12 protein-coding genes are annotated in these 13,992 nt (G+C 74.5%); 4 read left to right on the plus strand and 8 right to left on the minus strand.

Features of this window, described 5'->3' with window-relative positions; translation table 11 throughout:
- A complete protein-coding gene (locus ACNAYW_RS14205) occupies positions 1-597 on the plus strand; it encodes a TetR/AcrR family transcriptional regulator (RefSeq protein ID WP_415850331.1) in 597 nt (198 codons plus the stop codon).
- Between the two features lie 23 nt (positions 598-620).
- Here ACNAYW_RS14205 and ACNAYW_RS14210 read toward each other — a convergent pair whose 3' ends face one another.
- Entirely contained in the window at positions 621-1,838 is a 1,218-nt protein-coding gene (locus ACNAYW_RS14210) for an MFS transporter (RefSeq protein WP_415850332.1), read from the minus strand.
- A gap of 50 nt (positions 1,839-1,888) precedes the next feature.
- Between ACNAYW_RS14210 and ACNAYW_RS14215 the strand changes: the two genes are divergently transcribed.
- A complete protein-coding gene (locus tag ACNAYW_RS14215) occupies positions 1,889-2,878 on the plus strand; it encodes a LacI family DNA-binding transcriptional regulator (protein ID WP_415850333.1) in 990 nt (329 codons plus the stop codon).
- Here ACNAYW_RS14215 and ACNAYW_RS14220 read toward each other — a convergent pair.
- The 4 genes from ACNAYW_RS14220 to ACNAYW_RS14235 are packed head-to-tail and all read right to left on the minus strand — an operon-like array spanning position 2,866 to position 9,360.
- Complete coding sequence (locus tag ACNAYW_RS14220; protein ID WP_415850334.1) at positions 2,866-4,194, minus strand: WS/DGAT/MGAT family O-acyltransferase; 1,329 nt, start codon at positions 4,192-4,194, stop codon at positions 2,866-2,868. The genes ACNAYW_RS14215 and ACNAYW_RS14220 overlap by 13 nt on opposite strands.
- A complete protein-coding gene (locus ACNAYW_RS14225) occupies positions 4,191-5,096 on the minus strand; it encodes an ROK family protein (RefSeq protein WP_415850335.1) in 906 nt (301 codons plus the stop codon). Before ACNAYW_RS14225 ends, ACNAYW_RS14220 begins: the two co-directional genes overlap by 4 nt.
- Positions 5,093-7,558: an alpha-glucan family phosphorylase gene (gene glgP, locus ACNAYW_RS14230; RefSeq protein ID WP_415850336.1), complete on the minus strand. Its 2,466-nt coding sequence runs from the start codon at positions 7,556-7,558 to the stop codon at positions 5,093-5,095. Before glgP ends, ACNAYW_RS14225 begins: the two co-directional genes overlap by 4 nt.
- 50 nt (positions 7,559-7,608) lie before the next feature.
- Positions 7,609-9,360 carry a 2-isopropylmalate synthase gene (locus ACNAYW_RS14235; protein WP_415850337.1) on the minus strand — a complete coding sequence of 584 codons (1,752 nt, stop codon included), beginning with the start codon at positions 9,358-9,360 and terminating at the stop codon, positions 7,609-7,611.
- Between the two features lie 172 nt (positions 9,361-9,532).
- Here ACNAYW_RS14235 and ACNAYW_RS14240 point away from each other — a divergent pair, with 172 nt between their 5' ends.
- Positions 9,533-10,210 carry a FadR/GntR family transcriptional regulator gene (locus tag ACNAYW_RS14240; protein ID WP_415850338.1) on the plus strand — a complete coding sequence of 226 codons (678 nt, stop codon included), beginning with the start codon at positions 9,533-9,535 and terminating at the stop codon, positions 10,208-10,210.
- Between the two features lie 16 nt (positions 10,211-10,226).
- Here ACNAYW_RS14240 and ACNAYW_RS14245 read toward each other — a convergent pair whose 3' ends face one another.
- A complete protein-coding gene (locus tag ACNAYW_RS14245) occupies positions 10,227-11,057 on the minus strand; it encodes a helix-turn-helix transcriptional regulator (protein WP_415850339.1) in 831 nt (276 codons plus the stop codon).
- 111 nt (positions 11,058-11,168) lie between these two features.
- Between ACNAYW_RS14245 and ACNAYW_RS14250 the strand changes: the two genes are divergently transcribed.
- Positions 11,169-12,605: an MFS transporter gene (locus ACNAYW_RS14250; protein ID WP_415850340.1), complete on the plus strand. Its 1,437-nt coding sequence runs from the start codon at positions 11,169-11,171 to the stop codon at positions 12,603-12,605.
- Here ACNAYW_RS14250 and ACNAYW_RS14255 read toward each other — a convergent pair.
- The gene (locus ACNAYW_RS14255; protein ID WP_415850341.1) at positions 12,589-13,089 is read right to left on the minus strand and encodes a MarR family winged helix-turn-helix transcriptional regulator; all 501 of its coding nucleotides are present in this window, start codon (positions 13,087-13,089) and stop codon (positions 12,589-12,591) included. The two genes, ACNAYW_RS14250 and ACNAYW_RS14255, sit on opposite strands and share 17 nt — an antisense overlap.
- Positions 13,090-13,116: 27 nt before the next feature.
- A complete protein-coding gene (gene mmsB, locus ACNAYW_RS14260; RefSeq protein WP_415850342.1) occupies positions 13,117-13,986 on the minus strand; it encodes a 3-hydroxyisobutyrate dehydrogenase in 870 nt (289 codons plus the stop codon).
- Between the last annotated feature and the right edge of the window lie 6 nt (positions 13,987-13,992).

The raw sequence follows: 13,992 nt of genomic DNA on the forward strand, positions 1-13,992 counted from the left end.
ATGTCCTCACCGGTGCGCGAACCGCGCATGGCCCGCGGCGCCGCGCGACGCGAGGCGCTCCTCGACGCGGCGGTCCGGCTGGTCGCGCGCGACGGAGCCCGGGCGCTCACGCACCGCTCGGTCGCGGCGGAGGCCGGCACCACCCACGGCAACGCCCGCTACTACTTCGGCACCCTCGACCAACTGCTGGACGAGGCGCTGCACCGGCTCGCGACGCGCCAGATCGAGGAGGTGCGCACGCTCTTCGCGGACGAGCTGCCCGACGCCGGGGTCCCCGAGCGCATCGACCGGCTCACCCGGTACGTCACCGGCTCACTCACCGACGACCGCGATGCGGCGATCGCCCGCTACGAGCTCTTCCTCGAGGTCGCTCGCCGCCCGGGCCTGCGCACCAGCCTCGACGAATGGGGCACCACGCAGCGCGCCGCCTTCGCCCGCGAGCTGCGCGGCGCCGGGGCCGCCGATCCGGAGGCCGACGCGGCGGACCTCCTCACGACGGTCAACGGCCTCGTCCTGGAGCAGTTGGCGCTCCCCGTCGACGATTTCGAACCGGCACGGCTACGCCCCGCCATCGCGCGGTACTTCCCCGCGCCCTGACACTCGCGCGCCGACTCCCGCGGCTAGCGGGCCGCCGGCCCCGCAGCCTCCGGCTCGCGCGCGGCGGGCGCCACCAGAACGGCCACGGCGACGGCGACGAGCACCAGGATCAGCGCGTAGAGCAGCGTCACGTACTCGCCCAGCGCGCCGATGATCGGCGGGCCGGCGAGGAAGGAGAGGTAGCCGATCGTCGAGACCACGGAGACCCGCGCCGCGGCCATGCGCGGCTCGTCGGCCGCGGCGGACATGCCCACGGGGAAGCCCAGCGACGCGCCCAGGCCCCACAGCGCGACGCCCAGGTACGCGGCCCAGGTCGGGCCGAAGATCACGAGCGACAGGCCGACGAATGCGAGGACGCCGCAGGCCCGCAGCGTCCGCACTCGGCCGTAGGCGTCCAGGACGCGGGTGCCCGCGAGCCGGCCGACGGTCATGAAGGTCACGAAGACCGCGAAGGTCAGCGTGCCGACGGTCTTCGACGTGCCGTGATCGTCGACCATGGCCAGCGCCAGCCAGTCGTTCGCGCTGCCCTCGGTGAGCGCCATGCCGAGCACCATGAGGCCGATGAGCAGCGTGCGCGGCTCGCGCCACACCGCGAGCCGCTCGCGGCGGGAGACGGGCGCGTGGTCGCCGGCGTCGTGCGCCTGGAAGGGCACGTGCCGCAGCGCGAACCAGCCCGCGACCAGCAGGACGCCGTTCACGACCAGCAGGTGCGGCAGCAGCGGGACGTGCGCCGCCTGCGCCGCGGCGGCGGTGAGCGCGCCGGCGACGGTGCCCATCGAGAAGGCCGCGTGGAAGGCCGGCATCACGGTGCGCCCCAGCGCCCGCTCGTTCTCCGCGCCGGAGAGGTTCATGCAGACGTCCGTGATGCCGTGCGAGAGCCCGACGAAGACCAGCGGCAGCAGCGTGAGCGCGTAGTTCCCGGACTGCGCGCCCGCGGCGGCCGCGATCATCGTGACACCCAGCGCCGGCAGGGTCACCGCGATGACCCGCCGCGCGCCGAACCGCGCGGCCAGCGCGCCCGAGCCGACCAGCCCCACGACGGAGCCCACCGCGAGGCCGAAGGTGAGCAGGCTCACCTGCAGCGTGGTGGCGCCGAGGTCGTCGCGGACCTGCGGCAGCCGGCCCAGGTAGCTCGCGAAGGTGAGCCCGCTGAGCGCGAAGATCACCGCGACGGCGTTGCGCCAGGCGAGCACTGAGCCCCCTACCGCGTCCGTCCTCTGCTCCTGGAAGTCCACGCTCACCGATCAACCCTTCGAAACGTTTCGATTACTGCTTGCTAGGCTAGGTCCCCATGACACGCGGGTCAAACCGGATAACGCTGGTGCACGTCGCCGAGGCGGCAGGCGTCTCGCTGTCGACCGCCTCGCACGCCTTCGGCGTCGACAAGCCGATCAGCGACGCCACTCGCGCCCGCGTCCTCGCGGCCGCCGCCGACCTCGGCTACGAGGGGCCAGACCCCCGGGCCCGGTCGCTGCGCAGCGGCCGCACCGACATCATCGGCGTCCAGGTGGACGACGAGGCGGGCCGCGCCTTCCGCGACCCCGTGATCATCGGCATCCTCGACGGAGTGTCCGCCGCGCTGGCCGCGAGCCCCACCTCGGTGCTGCTCCTCCCCGACTCCCTCCCGGAGGAGCGCCTCCGGTCGCTGCCCGTCGACGGTGTGGTCGCCGCCGGCTGCTCCCCCGCCCTCGGCTCGCTGCGCGCGGCGATGGCGAAGCGCGCGATCCCCGTCGTCACCGCGGGCAACCAGGTCGACGACATCGGCAGCGTCGGCGTCGAGAACCGCGCCGCCACCGCGCTCCTCACGGGCCACCTGCGCGCACTCGGGCACCGCTCGGTCGGCGTCGTGCGGCTCCGGCACGGCGACGTCGAGCAGGCCCGCACCGCAGCGGCGCTGGCCGCCTTCCCCGACGCCGCCGTGGTGATCTCGGCCGACAGCACGATCGACGAGGGCTTCCGCGCCGGTGGCGAGCTGCTCGACGCGAGCTCCCCCACCGCGGTGATCGCCCAGTCGGACCTGTTGGCCGCCGGGGTGATCCGCGCTGCGGAGGCCCGCGGGCTCCGGGTCCCGGAGGATCTGTCCGTCGTGGGCTTCGACGGCGTCCGCATCGACGGCTTCGACCGCACCCTCACCACGATCCGGCAGCCGATCGTCGAGATGGGCAGGCGCGCAGCGCAGGCCGTGCTCGCCGCGCAAGAGGGCGCGCCGCTGCCGACCCTCGCGCTCGACGTCGAGCTCGTCGTCGGCGACACCACCGGACCCGCCCCTCAGCGGCCTTGAGCCACCTCGTCGAGCGCGGCCGCGAGCAGCCCCACGTACGCGTCCGGATCGGGCACGGCGGTCCGGCTGCTGGAGGTCGACACCGTCACCGTCTCCCCCAGTCCGTGCACGCCGTGCGTGAGCCCCATCGCGGGCGAGAGCGCCGGGAAGCCCGCGGTGAACACCGATCTCCCGCCCAGCAGCTCCAGGTCCGCCGGGCCGCGGTGCACGCTGGAGACCACCGTCGCACCCGCCATCGTGTCCGGGACGAACGCGGGATCGAAGGCCCGCACTCCGAGCACCGCCAGGGCCGACGGTGCCGCGTCCTCCGCCGCGCCGACGGTGCGCCACAGGGGGCTCGCGGCGCGCTCGCGCGCGGCGGCGAGCGCCGCGGCGATGAGGCCGGACCGGTCCCCGGCGGGTGTGCCCGGGTACAGCGGCACGGAGACGTTGCCGAAGGCGTTGCGCTCGCCCGGCCGCCGCTCGCGGGCCACCATCACCTCCGCGGACAGCGCCGCGGGCACCGCCCCGCCCCGCGCGCGCAGGTACCGCTCCACGGCCAGCGAGACCGCCGCGAGTGCGGTCACCGTGACGGTGTGGCCTGCGCGCAGGGATGCCGCGTCGCGCACCAGCATTCGCACGTCGCGCGTGGCGTCGGGCGCGGCGTTGAGCAGGGTGAGCGGGCAGCCGGGGACGGCGGCCGGCAGGGCGCCGGCGGCGGTGCGCCGGTCGATCGCCGCGCGGGCTCGCGGCGCGAGGGCGCCGAGTGCCACCGTGCGGGCGAGCGCGACGGGCAGGCCGAGCAGGCCCCGGGCGGCGCGCACCGGCCCGGGCAGCGGCCGGAGGACCGGCGCCGCGCCGGCCCCTCCGGGGCCGAACAGCGCCCGGGCGATCTCGGCGGACCGCCGCCCGTCGGCGAGGGCGTGGGCCACCTGCAGCACCACGACCGTCGCGGGTCCGGCGCACCGGGGCGCGCCCGCCACGTTCGGGAGGACGTGCAGCCGCCAGGGCGCGACGGTCGCGTCCACCTGCCGGGCGAAGAGGCGGGCGACGGCGGCGGGCACGGCGTCCCAGGTGTGCGCGATGCCCTCGCGCACGTCGACCACCTCGCCCGGAGCCCAGGCCGGGTGCTCGAGATCGCCGGGGGCGGGGGCGATCCGCAACCGCAGGTCCGTGATCGACGGTGCGCGCGCCTGCACCACGTCCGCGACCTCCGCGGCCGACGGGACCGGGCCGGCGCCGTGGTCGAAGCAGTAGAGGAGGAACTGGTCGCTCGGAATCACCCGCGAGGCCCAGAAGGTGCGGGCGTCGCGCGGCGCGAGCAACCCGTCGGTCACGGCAACAGGTCCCGGCGGTAGACGAGGGCGGCCGCGCCCACGAGCGGGGCGTCGCCGCCGAGGCCCGCGGGCACGACGCGCGCCGCGGCCACGTAGGGCAGCGGGTGCGCGGCGACCGCGGCCTGCACCTGATTCACGAAATCGTCGGCGACGCGGGTGAAGCCGCCGCCGAGCACCACGATCGTGACCGGTACCAGCGCCACGGCGCTGCCGATCCCCTGCCCGACGGCGGCGGCGCACCGCCGCACCGCGGCGACCGCGACCTCGTCGCCGGCGCGGTACGCCGCGCCCAACTCCTCGCCGGTGGAACCCGCGAAGCCCTGTGCCCGCGCCCACTCCACGGTGTGCGGGCCGGAGGCGACGGACTCCAGCATGGTGGTGCGCCCGAGGGATTCGCTGCCGGTGTAGCCCGAGAGCTCGACCTGGCCGATGTGCCCGGCGTTGCCGACGAGCGCGCGGCCGCCCACGACGAAGCCGCCGCCGATGCCGGTGGAGACCACCATGCCGAGGGCGTCGTCGTGCCCGCGGGCGGCACCGAGCCAGTGCTCGCCCAGGACGATGGCGACGCCGTCGCGGCGGAACTCGACGGGCAGTCCCCCGGCGGCGTCGGCCACGAGATCACGCAGCGGGAAGCCGTGCAGCGCCTCGAGGTTGATCGGCGAGGTGGTCCCCGCCGCGTCGTCGACGGGCCCGGCCGCCGCCAGCCCCACACCCTGGACGGGACCGTCCGCGGCGGCGAGCGCGTCCCGCACCACCCCCGCGATCGCGGTCTCGAGCTCGGCCGTCGTCGCGTCGGGCCCGGTGGGGGCGCGGTGGCGCGACGCCTCGACGACGGTGCCGTCCGCCTCCACCAGCGCGGCCGCCACCTTGGTGCCGCCGAGGTCCACCGCGAGGACGGTCATCCCGCGTACCGCACGAGACCGAGTTCGGCGGGGCCGGTGAGCAATCGGTGCTGCGGGAGCACGCGCACGGCGTAGCCGAACCGGCCCACCTGTCCGGGCAGCACGGCCCGGTAGCGCGCGCCGTCGAAGTGCAGCCGCACCGCCCTGCCGTCCAGGATCTCTCCGGCCTCGTCGACGCCGCCGATCACCGCCTCCACCCGGACGTCGCCGTCCTCGAGCGCGCCGAGGTCGACGTCCGCGGTGAGGTCGACGCCCTCGGGCACGACGGTGGCGCTCGACGACGCGATGCGCACCGCGTCCCAGCCCGCGCGGACCCGGTCGATGTACTCGACGAGTTCGGCGACCGCCGGCCGCGTCGCGCGGGCGGACCGCGCGGCGGGCCGGTAGTAGTCGGTGGCGTACTCGCGCACCATGCGGTCGGCGGCGACCTCGGGCCCGGTCGCCGAGAGCGTGTGCCGCACCTTCGCGAGCCAGCGCGGCGGCGCGTCGTCCGCGTCGCGCCGGTCGTAGAAGGCGGGCACAACCTCGTGTTCGAGCAGGTCGTACAGGGCATCGGCCTCGATGTCGTCGCGCCGGCCCGGGTCCACGCCGACCGCCGACGGGATGGCCCAGCCGTTGTTCCCGTCGTAGAGCTCGTCCCACCAGCCGTCGAGCACCGAGAGGTTGAGGCCGCCGTTCATCGCGCTCTTCATGCCCGACGTGCCGCAGGCCTCGAGCGGCCGGAGCGGGTTGTTCAGCCAGACGTCGCAGCCGTGGTACAGGTAGCCCGCCATGCCGATGGAGTAGTTGGGCAGGAAGGCGATCCGGTGCCGCAGCGTGCGGTCGTCGGTGAAGTGCAGCAGCTGCTGCAGCAGCCGCTTGCCCTCGTCGTCGTGGGGGTGGCTCTTGCCCGCGATCACCACCTGCACAGGGCGGTCCGGGTCCAGGAGGAGCGCCCGCAGCCGCTCGGGATCGCGCAGCATCAGCGTGAGCCGCTTGTACGTCGAGACGCGGCGGGCGAAGCCGATGGTGAGCACCTCGGGGTCGAACATCCGGTCCGTCCAGCCGAGTTCGGCGTCGACGGCCCCGCGCTCGCGCCACGCGGCGCGGGTCCGGGTGCGCACCTCGTCGACGAGGCGGTGCCGCAGGGTGGTGCGCAGGCGCCACAGGGCGTCGTCCGGCATGGAGAGCGGATCGGTCGCGCGCTCGGCGACGAGGCGGTCGGCCCACGTGCCGTGGTGCACGCCGTTGGTCACGGAGCCGATCGGGACCTCGGCCGGCTCGAACCCCGGCCACAGGCCCGCGAACATCTCGCGACTCACGGCGCCGTGCAGCTTCGAGACCCCGTTCGCGCGCTGGGCGAGCCGGAATCCCATGTGGGCCATGTTGAAGACGCCGGGGTCGGCCTCGGCGCCGAGGGCGATGACCTCGTCGAGCGGCACCGTGGGCAGGAGGGAGCACATCTGGCCGCCGTCGCCGAAGTAGCGGCGCACCAGGTCCACCGGGAAGCGGTCGATCCCGGCGGGCACCGGCGTGTGGGTGGTGAAGACCGTGGCGGTGCGGGCCAGCGTCCGCGCCTGCGGGTAGGTCAGCTCCTCGGTGGCCATGAGCTCGCGGATCCGCTCGAGGCCGAGGAAGCCGGCGTGGCCCTCGTTGGCGTGGAAGACCTCCACACCGGGATGTCCCGTCAGGTCGCAGAAGGCGCGGGCGGCGCGGACGCCGCCGATGCCGAGCAGGATCTCCTGGCGCAGCCGGTGTTCCGCGTCGCCGCCGTAGAGCCGGTCGGTCACGCCACGGAGATCGGGGTCGTTGTTCTCGATGTCGGTGTCCATGAGCAGGAGCGGAATGCGGCCGACGTCGGCCCGCCACACGGCGGCGCTGAGCACCCGCCCCTCGAGTGGCACGGAGACGATCAGCTGCTGCCCGCCGGAGACCGTCACGGGCCGCAGCGGCAGCTGGTGCGGGTCCAGCTCGGGGTACTGCTCGAGCTGCCAGCCGTCCGCGGAGAGCGACTGCTGGAAGTAGCCGTGCCGATACAGCAGGCCCAGCGCGATGAGCGGCAACCCGAGGTCCGACGCGGCCTTGAGATGGTCACCCGCCAGTACACCGAGGCCGCCCGAGTAGTTCGGCAGCGTCTGGCTCACGCCGAACTCCATCGAGAAGTACGCGATGCCCTTCGCGCCGTCCGTGAGTTCGCCGGCCCACGCCGGCCGGGTGAGGTAGTCGTTCAGGTCGGCGTGGACGGCACGGACCAGCGCGACGAACTCCTCGTCGGCGCCGAGGGCGGCCACCCGCGCCTGGTCGGCACCGCGGAGCGCCTCGAGCGGGTCGCGAGTGTTCGCCCAGACCTCGGGCGCGACGGTCGAGAACAGGTCCTGGGTGGGTCCGTGCCACACCCAGCGCAGGTTGCGCGCGAGGTCGGCGAGCGGCGCGAGCGACTCGGGATAAGCGGGCTCGACGGTGAAGGTTCCTTCTGCGTGCACGCCTACCGACCCTATTGGTTGCCCGCGCCGCCCGCGACGTTACCGGCGGGTCACGTGGCCTGCGCTGCACCGAGCACCGCGGCGGCCGTCGCGGCGAGCACCGAGCGGTCGCGGCCCATACTCCAGGACACCTCGCCGTCGCGGCGGTACTCGAGGAGGGTCAGCGCCTCCGCGTCGTCGCCGTGGCCGAGCGCGGTCTGGTGCAGCCCGAGCACGTCGATCTTCGCGTCGTGCTCGGCCAGGGCCGCGACGAGCGCCTCGACCGGGCCGGCGCCGTCGACGACGGCGCGGTGCGGCGCACCGTCGACCCGGAGCCCGACGGTGACTCGGCTGTCGGCCCCGGTCTCCTCGACGACGCAGTCCACGAGCTCGAACCGGTCCGTCCCGGCCCGGTAGGCCCGCTCGAAGACGGCCCACAGCGCGGCGGCGTCCAGCTCCGCGCCGTGCTCGTCGGCGTGGGCCTGGACGTGGCGGGCGAAGTCGATCTGCAGCCGCCGCGGCAGTTCCAGCCCGAGGTCCCGTTCCAACAGGTACGCCATGCCGCCCTTGCCGGACTGGGAGTTGACGCGGATGACGGCGTCGTAGGTCCGGCCGATGTCGGCGGGATCGACGGGCAGGTAGGGCACCCGCCACTCGATCTCCCGCTCCGGGCGCCCCTCCTCGGCGGCACGGGCGCGGTGCTCGGCGAAGCCCTTCTTGATCGCGTCCTGGTGGGTGCCGCTGAACGCGGTGTGCACCAGGTCGCCGACGTACGGGTGCCGGTCGGGCACGGCGATCCCGTTGCACGCCTCGACGGTGCGCCGCACCTCGTCGATGTCGGAGAAGTCGACCATCGGGTCGATGCCCTGCGCGAACATGTTGAGCGCCAGCGTCGCCAGGTCCACGTTGCCCGTGCGCTCGCCGTTGCCGAAGAGGCAGCCCTCCACGCGCTGCGCCCCGGCGAGCACCGCCAGCTCCGCGCAGGCGATACCGGTCCCGCGGTCGTTGTGCGGGTGCACCGAGAGGATCACGCCGTCGCGCCGGGCGAGGTTGCGGTGCATGTACTCGATCTGGTCGGCGTAGACGTTCGGGGTGGCGATCTCGACGGTGGCGGGCAGGTTGAGGATGACGGGCCGCTCCGCGGTCGCGTCCCACAGCGCGGTCATCGCGTCGCACACCTCGAGCGCGTAGTCGGGTTCGGTCAGGTTGAACACCTCGGGCGAGAACTCGAACCGCACGCCGTCCAGGTCGCCCGCCGCGGCCAGCAGGTCGCGGCCACCGGCGAGGATCAGCTCCCGCAGCTCCGCCCGGTCGCGGCCGAGCACCACGTCGCGCCAGACGGGCGCGGTCGCGGTGTACATGTGGATCACCACGTCGTTCCGGATGCCGCGCACGGATTCGACGGTCCGCTCGATCAGGTCGCGGCGCGCCGGAGTGAACACCACGACGGTGACGTCCTCGGGCGCGATATCGGTCTCCGCGATGAGCCGGACGAAGTCGTAGTCGGTCTGCGAGGCGGACGGGTAGCCGACCTCGATCTCCTTGTACCCCATGGCCGTCATGAGCTCGAAGAATCGGCGCTTGCGCGCGGGATCCATGGGCTCGGGCAGGGCCTGGTTGCCGTCGCGCAGGTCGACGGGGACCCACAGCGGCGCCGCGGTCAGGCGCCGCGCGGGCCAGGAGCGGTCCACAAGGGGGACGTCGACGCGGGCGTAGGCGTCGCGGTAGCGGTGGTGGGGCATCTGCGAGCCCCGCTGCCGGTTCCAGGCGGGCGCGGCGTCCGGGACGGGTCCGCGGGGCGTGTCGATCGTGGGGAAGGGCATGACGGTTCCTTCGTCGGGTCTGCTGCGGGCCGGCGCGAATCCCCCACGGCGGGATGCCGGCCCGAGAGATCAGGCCCCGCCGTGGCGCGGAAGGAGAAGGAGGCGGAGGTGCTGCGTCATGCGGACGACCCTACCACAACTCCTCAGACAAGCTGAGAAGTATTCTCGACGCATGCCCCCGATCCGCCGCGCCTCGCTCGCCGACCAGGCCGCCGACGCCCTGCTCGCCCGCCTCCGGTCCGGCGAGTGGGCGGTCGGCGACAAGCTGCCCGGCGAGACCACCCTCGCGCCACAGCTCGAGGTCGGGCGGTCGACGGTGCGCGAGGCGATCCGCCGGCTCGCGGGGATCGGTGTGCTCACCACCCGGCAGGGCGCCGGGGTGTTCGTGACCAGGCTCGACACACCCTCCGGCCTCGACGTCCTGCTCGACGGTGCCGCGATCGACGCGGTGCTCGAGGCGCGGATCGCGGTCGAGGTGGAGGCCGCCGCCCTCGCCGCGCGGCGCCGCACCGAGGAGGACCTGGACGCGATCCGCGCCGCGCTCGCGATCCGCGGCGCGCACCGCGCCGACCTGGTGCGCCACGTCGAGACCGACACCGCCTTCCACCGCGCCGTCCTCGCCGCCGCCCACAACCCCGTTCTGCTGGAGATGTTCGACGGCATCGCCGCGCACCTGCGCCGCGCCATGATCGACATGCTGCGGACCCGCGCCGGGGAGTTCGGCGGCGACGACGATCAGCGCTCGCACGCCGAGCTCCTGGCGGCGATCGAGCGGCGCGACGCCGACGCGGCCGCGCGGCTGAGCCGGGAGCACCTGTCGGGCATGATCTCCGGGCGCGGCGCGCGCTGAGCACGGCCTCCGCGGATCAGGCGGGGCGATGCTCGGGCGGGACGAGCCGGGTGAGGCATTCCCGGGTCTCCTCGTCGCGCGGGAGGTAGGTCAGCATCCGCAGCGAGGGCCGGTCCCGCAGGTTGAACGTGCTCACCTGCAGGCGCAGCTCCCCCACCCGCGGATTGCGGATCGTCTTCTCCCAGTCCGCGGCATCGAGCACCAGGCCCGCGCCCCACAGTTGCGCGAACAACGGCGACGCCGCCTGCAGCCGGTCGAGCAGCGGCTTCCACGCGGGGTCGGCGTGGCTGTCGGCGTAGATCGCCCGGGTCCGCGCCACGACGGCCTCCAGTTCCTGCCGGTCCGCGACGTAGGCGCCGAGCCAGAGCTCGTCGGTGAAGTCGAGCCACAGGCAGTTCCGGTCCTGCGGGGCGAACTCTTCGACGTCGGTGATGAGGAAGCGGAAGGCGCGGTTGTAGCGGATCATGTCGCCCCGCGCGTTGAGCACCACGGCGGGATTCGGCAGGAGGGCGTCGAGGACGGGTTGGACGGTGTCCGTGACGGTGTCGGCAGCCGGGGGTCCGGGCGGGTGTCCGGCCAGGCGCAGGACGTGGTCCCGCTCCCCCGGATCCAGCAGGAGCGCGTCGGCGACGGCGCACAGGACCTCCGGGCTGGGATTGACGTCGCGCCCCTGCTCGACCCACGTGTACCAGGTGGTGCCCACGCTGGCGCGCGCCGCGACCTCCTCCCGGCGCAGCCCGGGCGTGCGCCGCCGACCACCGGGCGCCAGCCCCACCTGCTCCGGGGTCACCTGCTCCCGGCGGGTGCGCAGGAAGCGCGCCAGCTCGGCGTTGTTGCGGGTGCCCATGCACCGAGTATCCCCCGTCGCGGGCCCGTCGCCGCGCCGCCGGCCCGGTGGTGTCACTACTAGGATCCGCACGGTCTGGATACCCGGATGGCGGCGGAGCACCGTCGAGCCATGACCTCCGCTCCCCGCCTGACCCGCCGCGGGCTCGCCGTCCTCGGCACCGCCTACTTCCTCACCACCTTCCTGTTCGCCTCGGCGAACGTCGCCGTCCCCGAGGTGGCGCGGCGGCTCTCCGCGTCACCGGCGCAGCAGACGCTGATCCTGGCCGCGTTCTCGGCGACGTTCGCGACGGCGCTCATCCTGTTCGGCCGGCTCGGCGACAACCGCGGGCGGCGGCGGATCTTCGTCGCGGGCCTCCTCGCCGTCGGGATCGCCTCCGTCGCGGCGGGGTTCGCCCCGGACATCACCTCGCTCCTCGTGCTGCGCGCCGTGCAGGGCGTCGGCGCGGCGGCCTTCACCCCGCAGGTGCTGTCCACGGTGCAGGCGACCGCCGCGGGCGACGCGCGGCGCCGGGCGATCGCGGTGATCGCGGCGACGGCGGGGCTGGGCTTCTGCGGCGGACAGGTGCTGGGCGGCGCTCTGCTCGCCTGGGACCCGGCGGGCCTCGGGTGGCGGGCCGTGTGGTGGTCGGCGGCCGGCATCGCCCTGATCGCCGCGGCCGCGTCCGGCGCGGTGCCCGACACCCGGGCGGCGCGCCGGCTGCCGCTGGACCACGGCGGCACGGCGTTGCTGACGGTGGCGCTCCTCGCGCTGCTCGTCGGGCTCTCAGTGGGCGGCTCGCTGGGCTGGCCGCCGGTGTCGTGGGTGCTGCTCGTCGTGGCCGTCGCCGCCGGCGCGACGTTCTGGTCGGCGCAGCGTCGCGCGGAAGCGGCGGGCGGCGCGCCGATGCTGCCGCCGTCGGTGTTCGCGCACCGCCCGATCCGGGTCGGGCTGCTCATGGCGCTGCTGTTCTTCTCCGGCTACGGCGCCCTGGTCTTCGAGTACGCGTTGGTGAGCGAGCGCGCGCTGGGGATGAGTCCGGTCGCGTCGGGCGTGGCCCTGGTGCCCTACGGCGCCGCCTTCGTGGCCTTCTCGCTGGGGCAGCCGGCGATCCATCGCCTGCTCGGGACGCGGACCATGCCGGTGGGGGCGGCGCTGAACGCCGTCGGCCTCCTGGCGCTCGCGGCGAGTGGCCTCGCGGCCCCGCAGATCTGGGCGTGGGCGGTGCAGCCCGCCCTGATCCTCGTGGGCGCGGCGCAGGCGATGCAGTTCGGGCCGCTGGTCGGGACGATCATGGGCGCGGTACCGGACCGCATCGCGGGCCTCACCGGCGGGCTGGTGTCGACGGCGCAGCAGGCCGCGTTCGCGCTGGGCGTCGCGACGCTCGGGACGGGCTACACGGCGCTGGCGGGCGGGATGCCCGCGCGGCATGCCTTCGCGCTGATCCTGGTGGTGCACGCGGGGCTCGCGATCGCGTTCGCGGTGTGCGCCCGGAGCCTGCACCGCGCACCGTCGACCGAAGGCGCGGAGGCCCCGGTCCCGGACGCCGCCGTCAGAAGTCGCCGTTGAAGCGGCGGAGGGAGCGGATCGCGCCGACCAGCGCGGCGGACTCGTCGTCGGGCATGCCGATGTCGGAGAAGACGTCGTTGAGCACCACGGTCGCCTTCTCCACCAGCTCCCGGCCGTCCGGGGTGATGGCGACGAGGGTGGTGCGGCCGTCGGTGGGGTGGGGTTTGCGCTCGACCAGCCCGGCCTCGCCGAGCCGGTCGATCGCGTGCGTCACGGACGAGACGTGCACCTGCAGCCGGGTGCTCGCCTTCGAGATCGGTAGTTCGCCGCGCTTGGTGAAGGCGAGCAGCCGCAGCAGCTCGAACCGGGAGAACGACAGGCGGAAGGGCTTGAGCGCCGTCTCGATCCGCGCGAGCAGGATCTGGTGCGCGCGCATCACGGAGGTCACCGCCTCCATGCCGGAGGCGACGTCGCCGCCCCAGCCCGCGTCCTCCCAGTTGCGGCGGGCACGCGCGATCGGGTCCTTCGGATCCGCTTCCGTCATCGCGCCCGCCTTCCTCGTCGTGATGGGCTACCGCAGGGTCTGGATGATCGCGCTGAAGTCCAGGCCGCCGTTGTCCTGCGCGAACGCAGAGTACAGCTCGGCGGCGTGCGTGCCGAGCGGCGCGCTGGCGCCGGTGGACGAGACGGCGTCCATGGCCAGGCCCAGGTCCTTGTTCATCAGGGCCGTGGCGAAGCCGGGCTTGAAGTCGTTGCCCGACGGTGCGCCCGCCACCGGCCCCGGCACGGGGCAGTTGGTGTGCAGCGACCAGCAGTTGCCGGTGGCGCCGGTGACCACGTCGTACAGCGCCTGATCCGCCAGGCCCAGCTTCTCGGCGAGGACGAAGGCCTCGCCCACCACGATCTGCTGCACCGCGAGGATCATGTTGTTGCACACCTTCGCGGCCTGCCCGTTACCGGAACCGCCGCAGTGGATCACCTTGCCCGCCATCGGGTCCAGCACCGGCTGGGCCGCGGCGAAGGCGGCGTCGTCGCCGCCCACCATGAAGGCGAGGGTGCCGGCGTCGGCGCCCTTGACGCCGCCCGAGACGGGGGCGTCCACCTGCTTCATCCCGGCGGCCTCGGCCAGCGCGTGCACGGCACGGGCGTCGTCGACCGAGATGGTGGAGCTGTCGATGAACAGCGTGCCCGGCGCGGCGTGCGGGAGGACCGATTCGTACACCGACTTCACGATGGCGCCGTTGGGCAGCATCGTGACCACGGCGTCCGCGCCGGCCACCGCCTCCTCGGCGGTGTCGATCACGGCGACGCCGGCCGCGCGGGCCGCGTCCTGCGCCGCGGGGACGAGGTCGAAGCCGCGCACGGTGTGCCCGGCCGCCACCAGGTTCTTCGCCATCGGGCCGCCCATGTGGCCGAGACCGAGGAATGCGATCGTGCTCATGATGGG

This window comes from Tsukamurella ocularis (assembly GCF_965138335.1).
Taxonomy (GTDB): Bacteria; Actinomycetota; Actinomycetes; order Mycobacteriales; family Mycobacteriaceae; genus Tsukamurella; species Tsukamurella ocularis_A.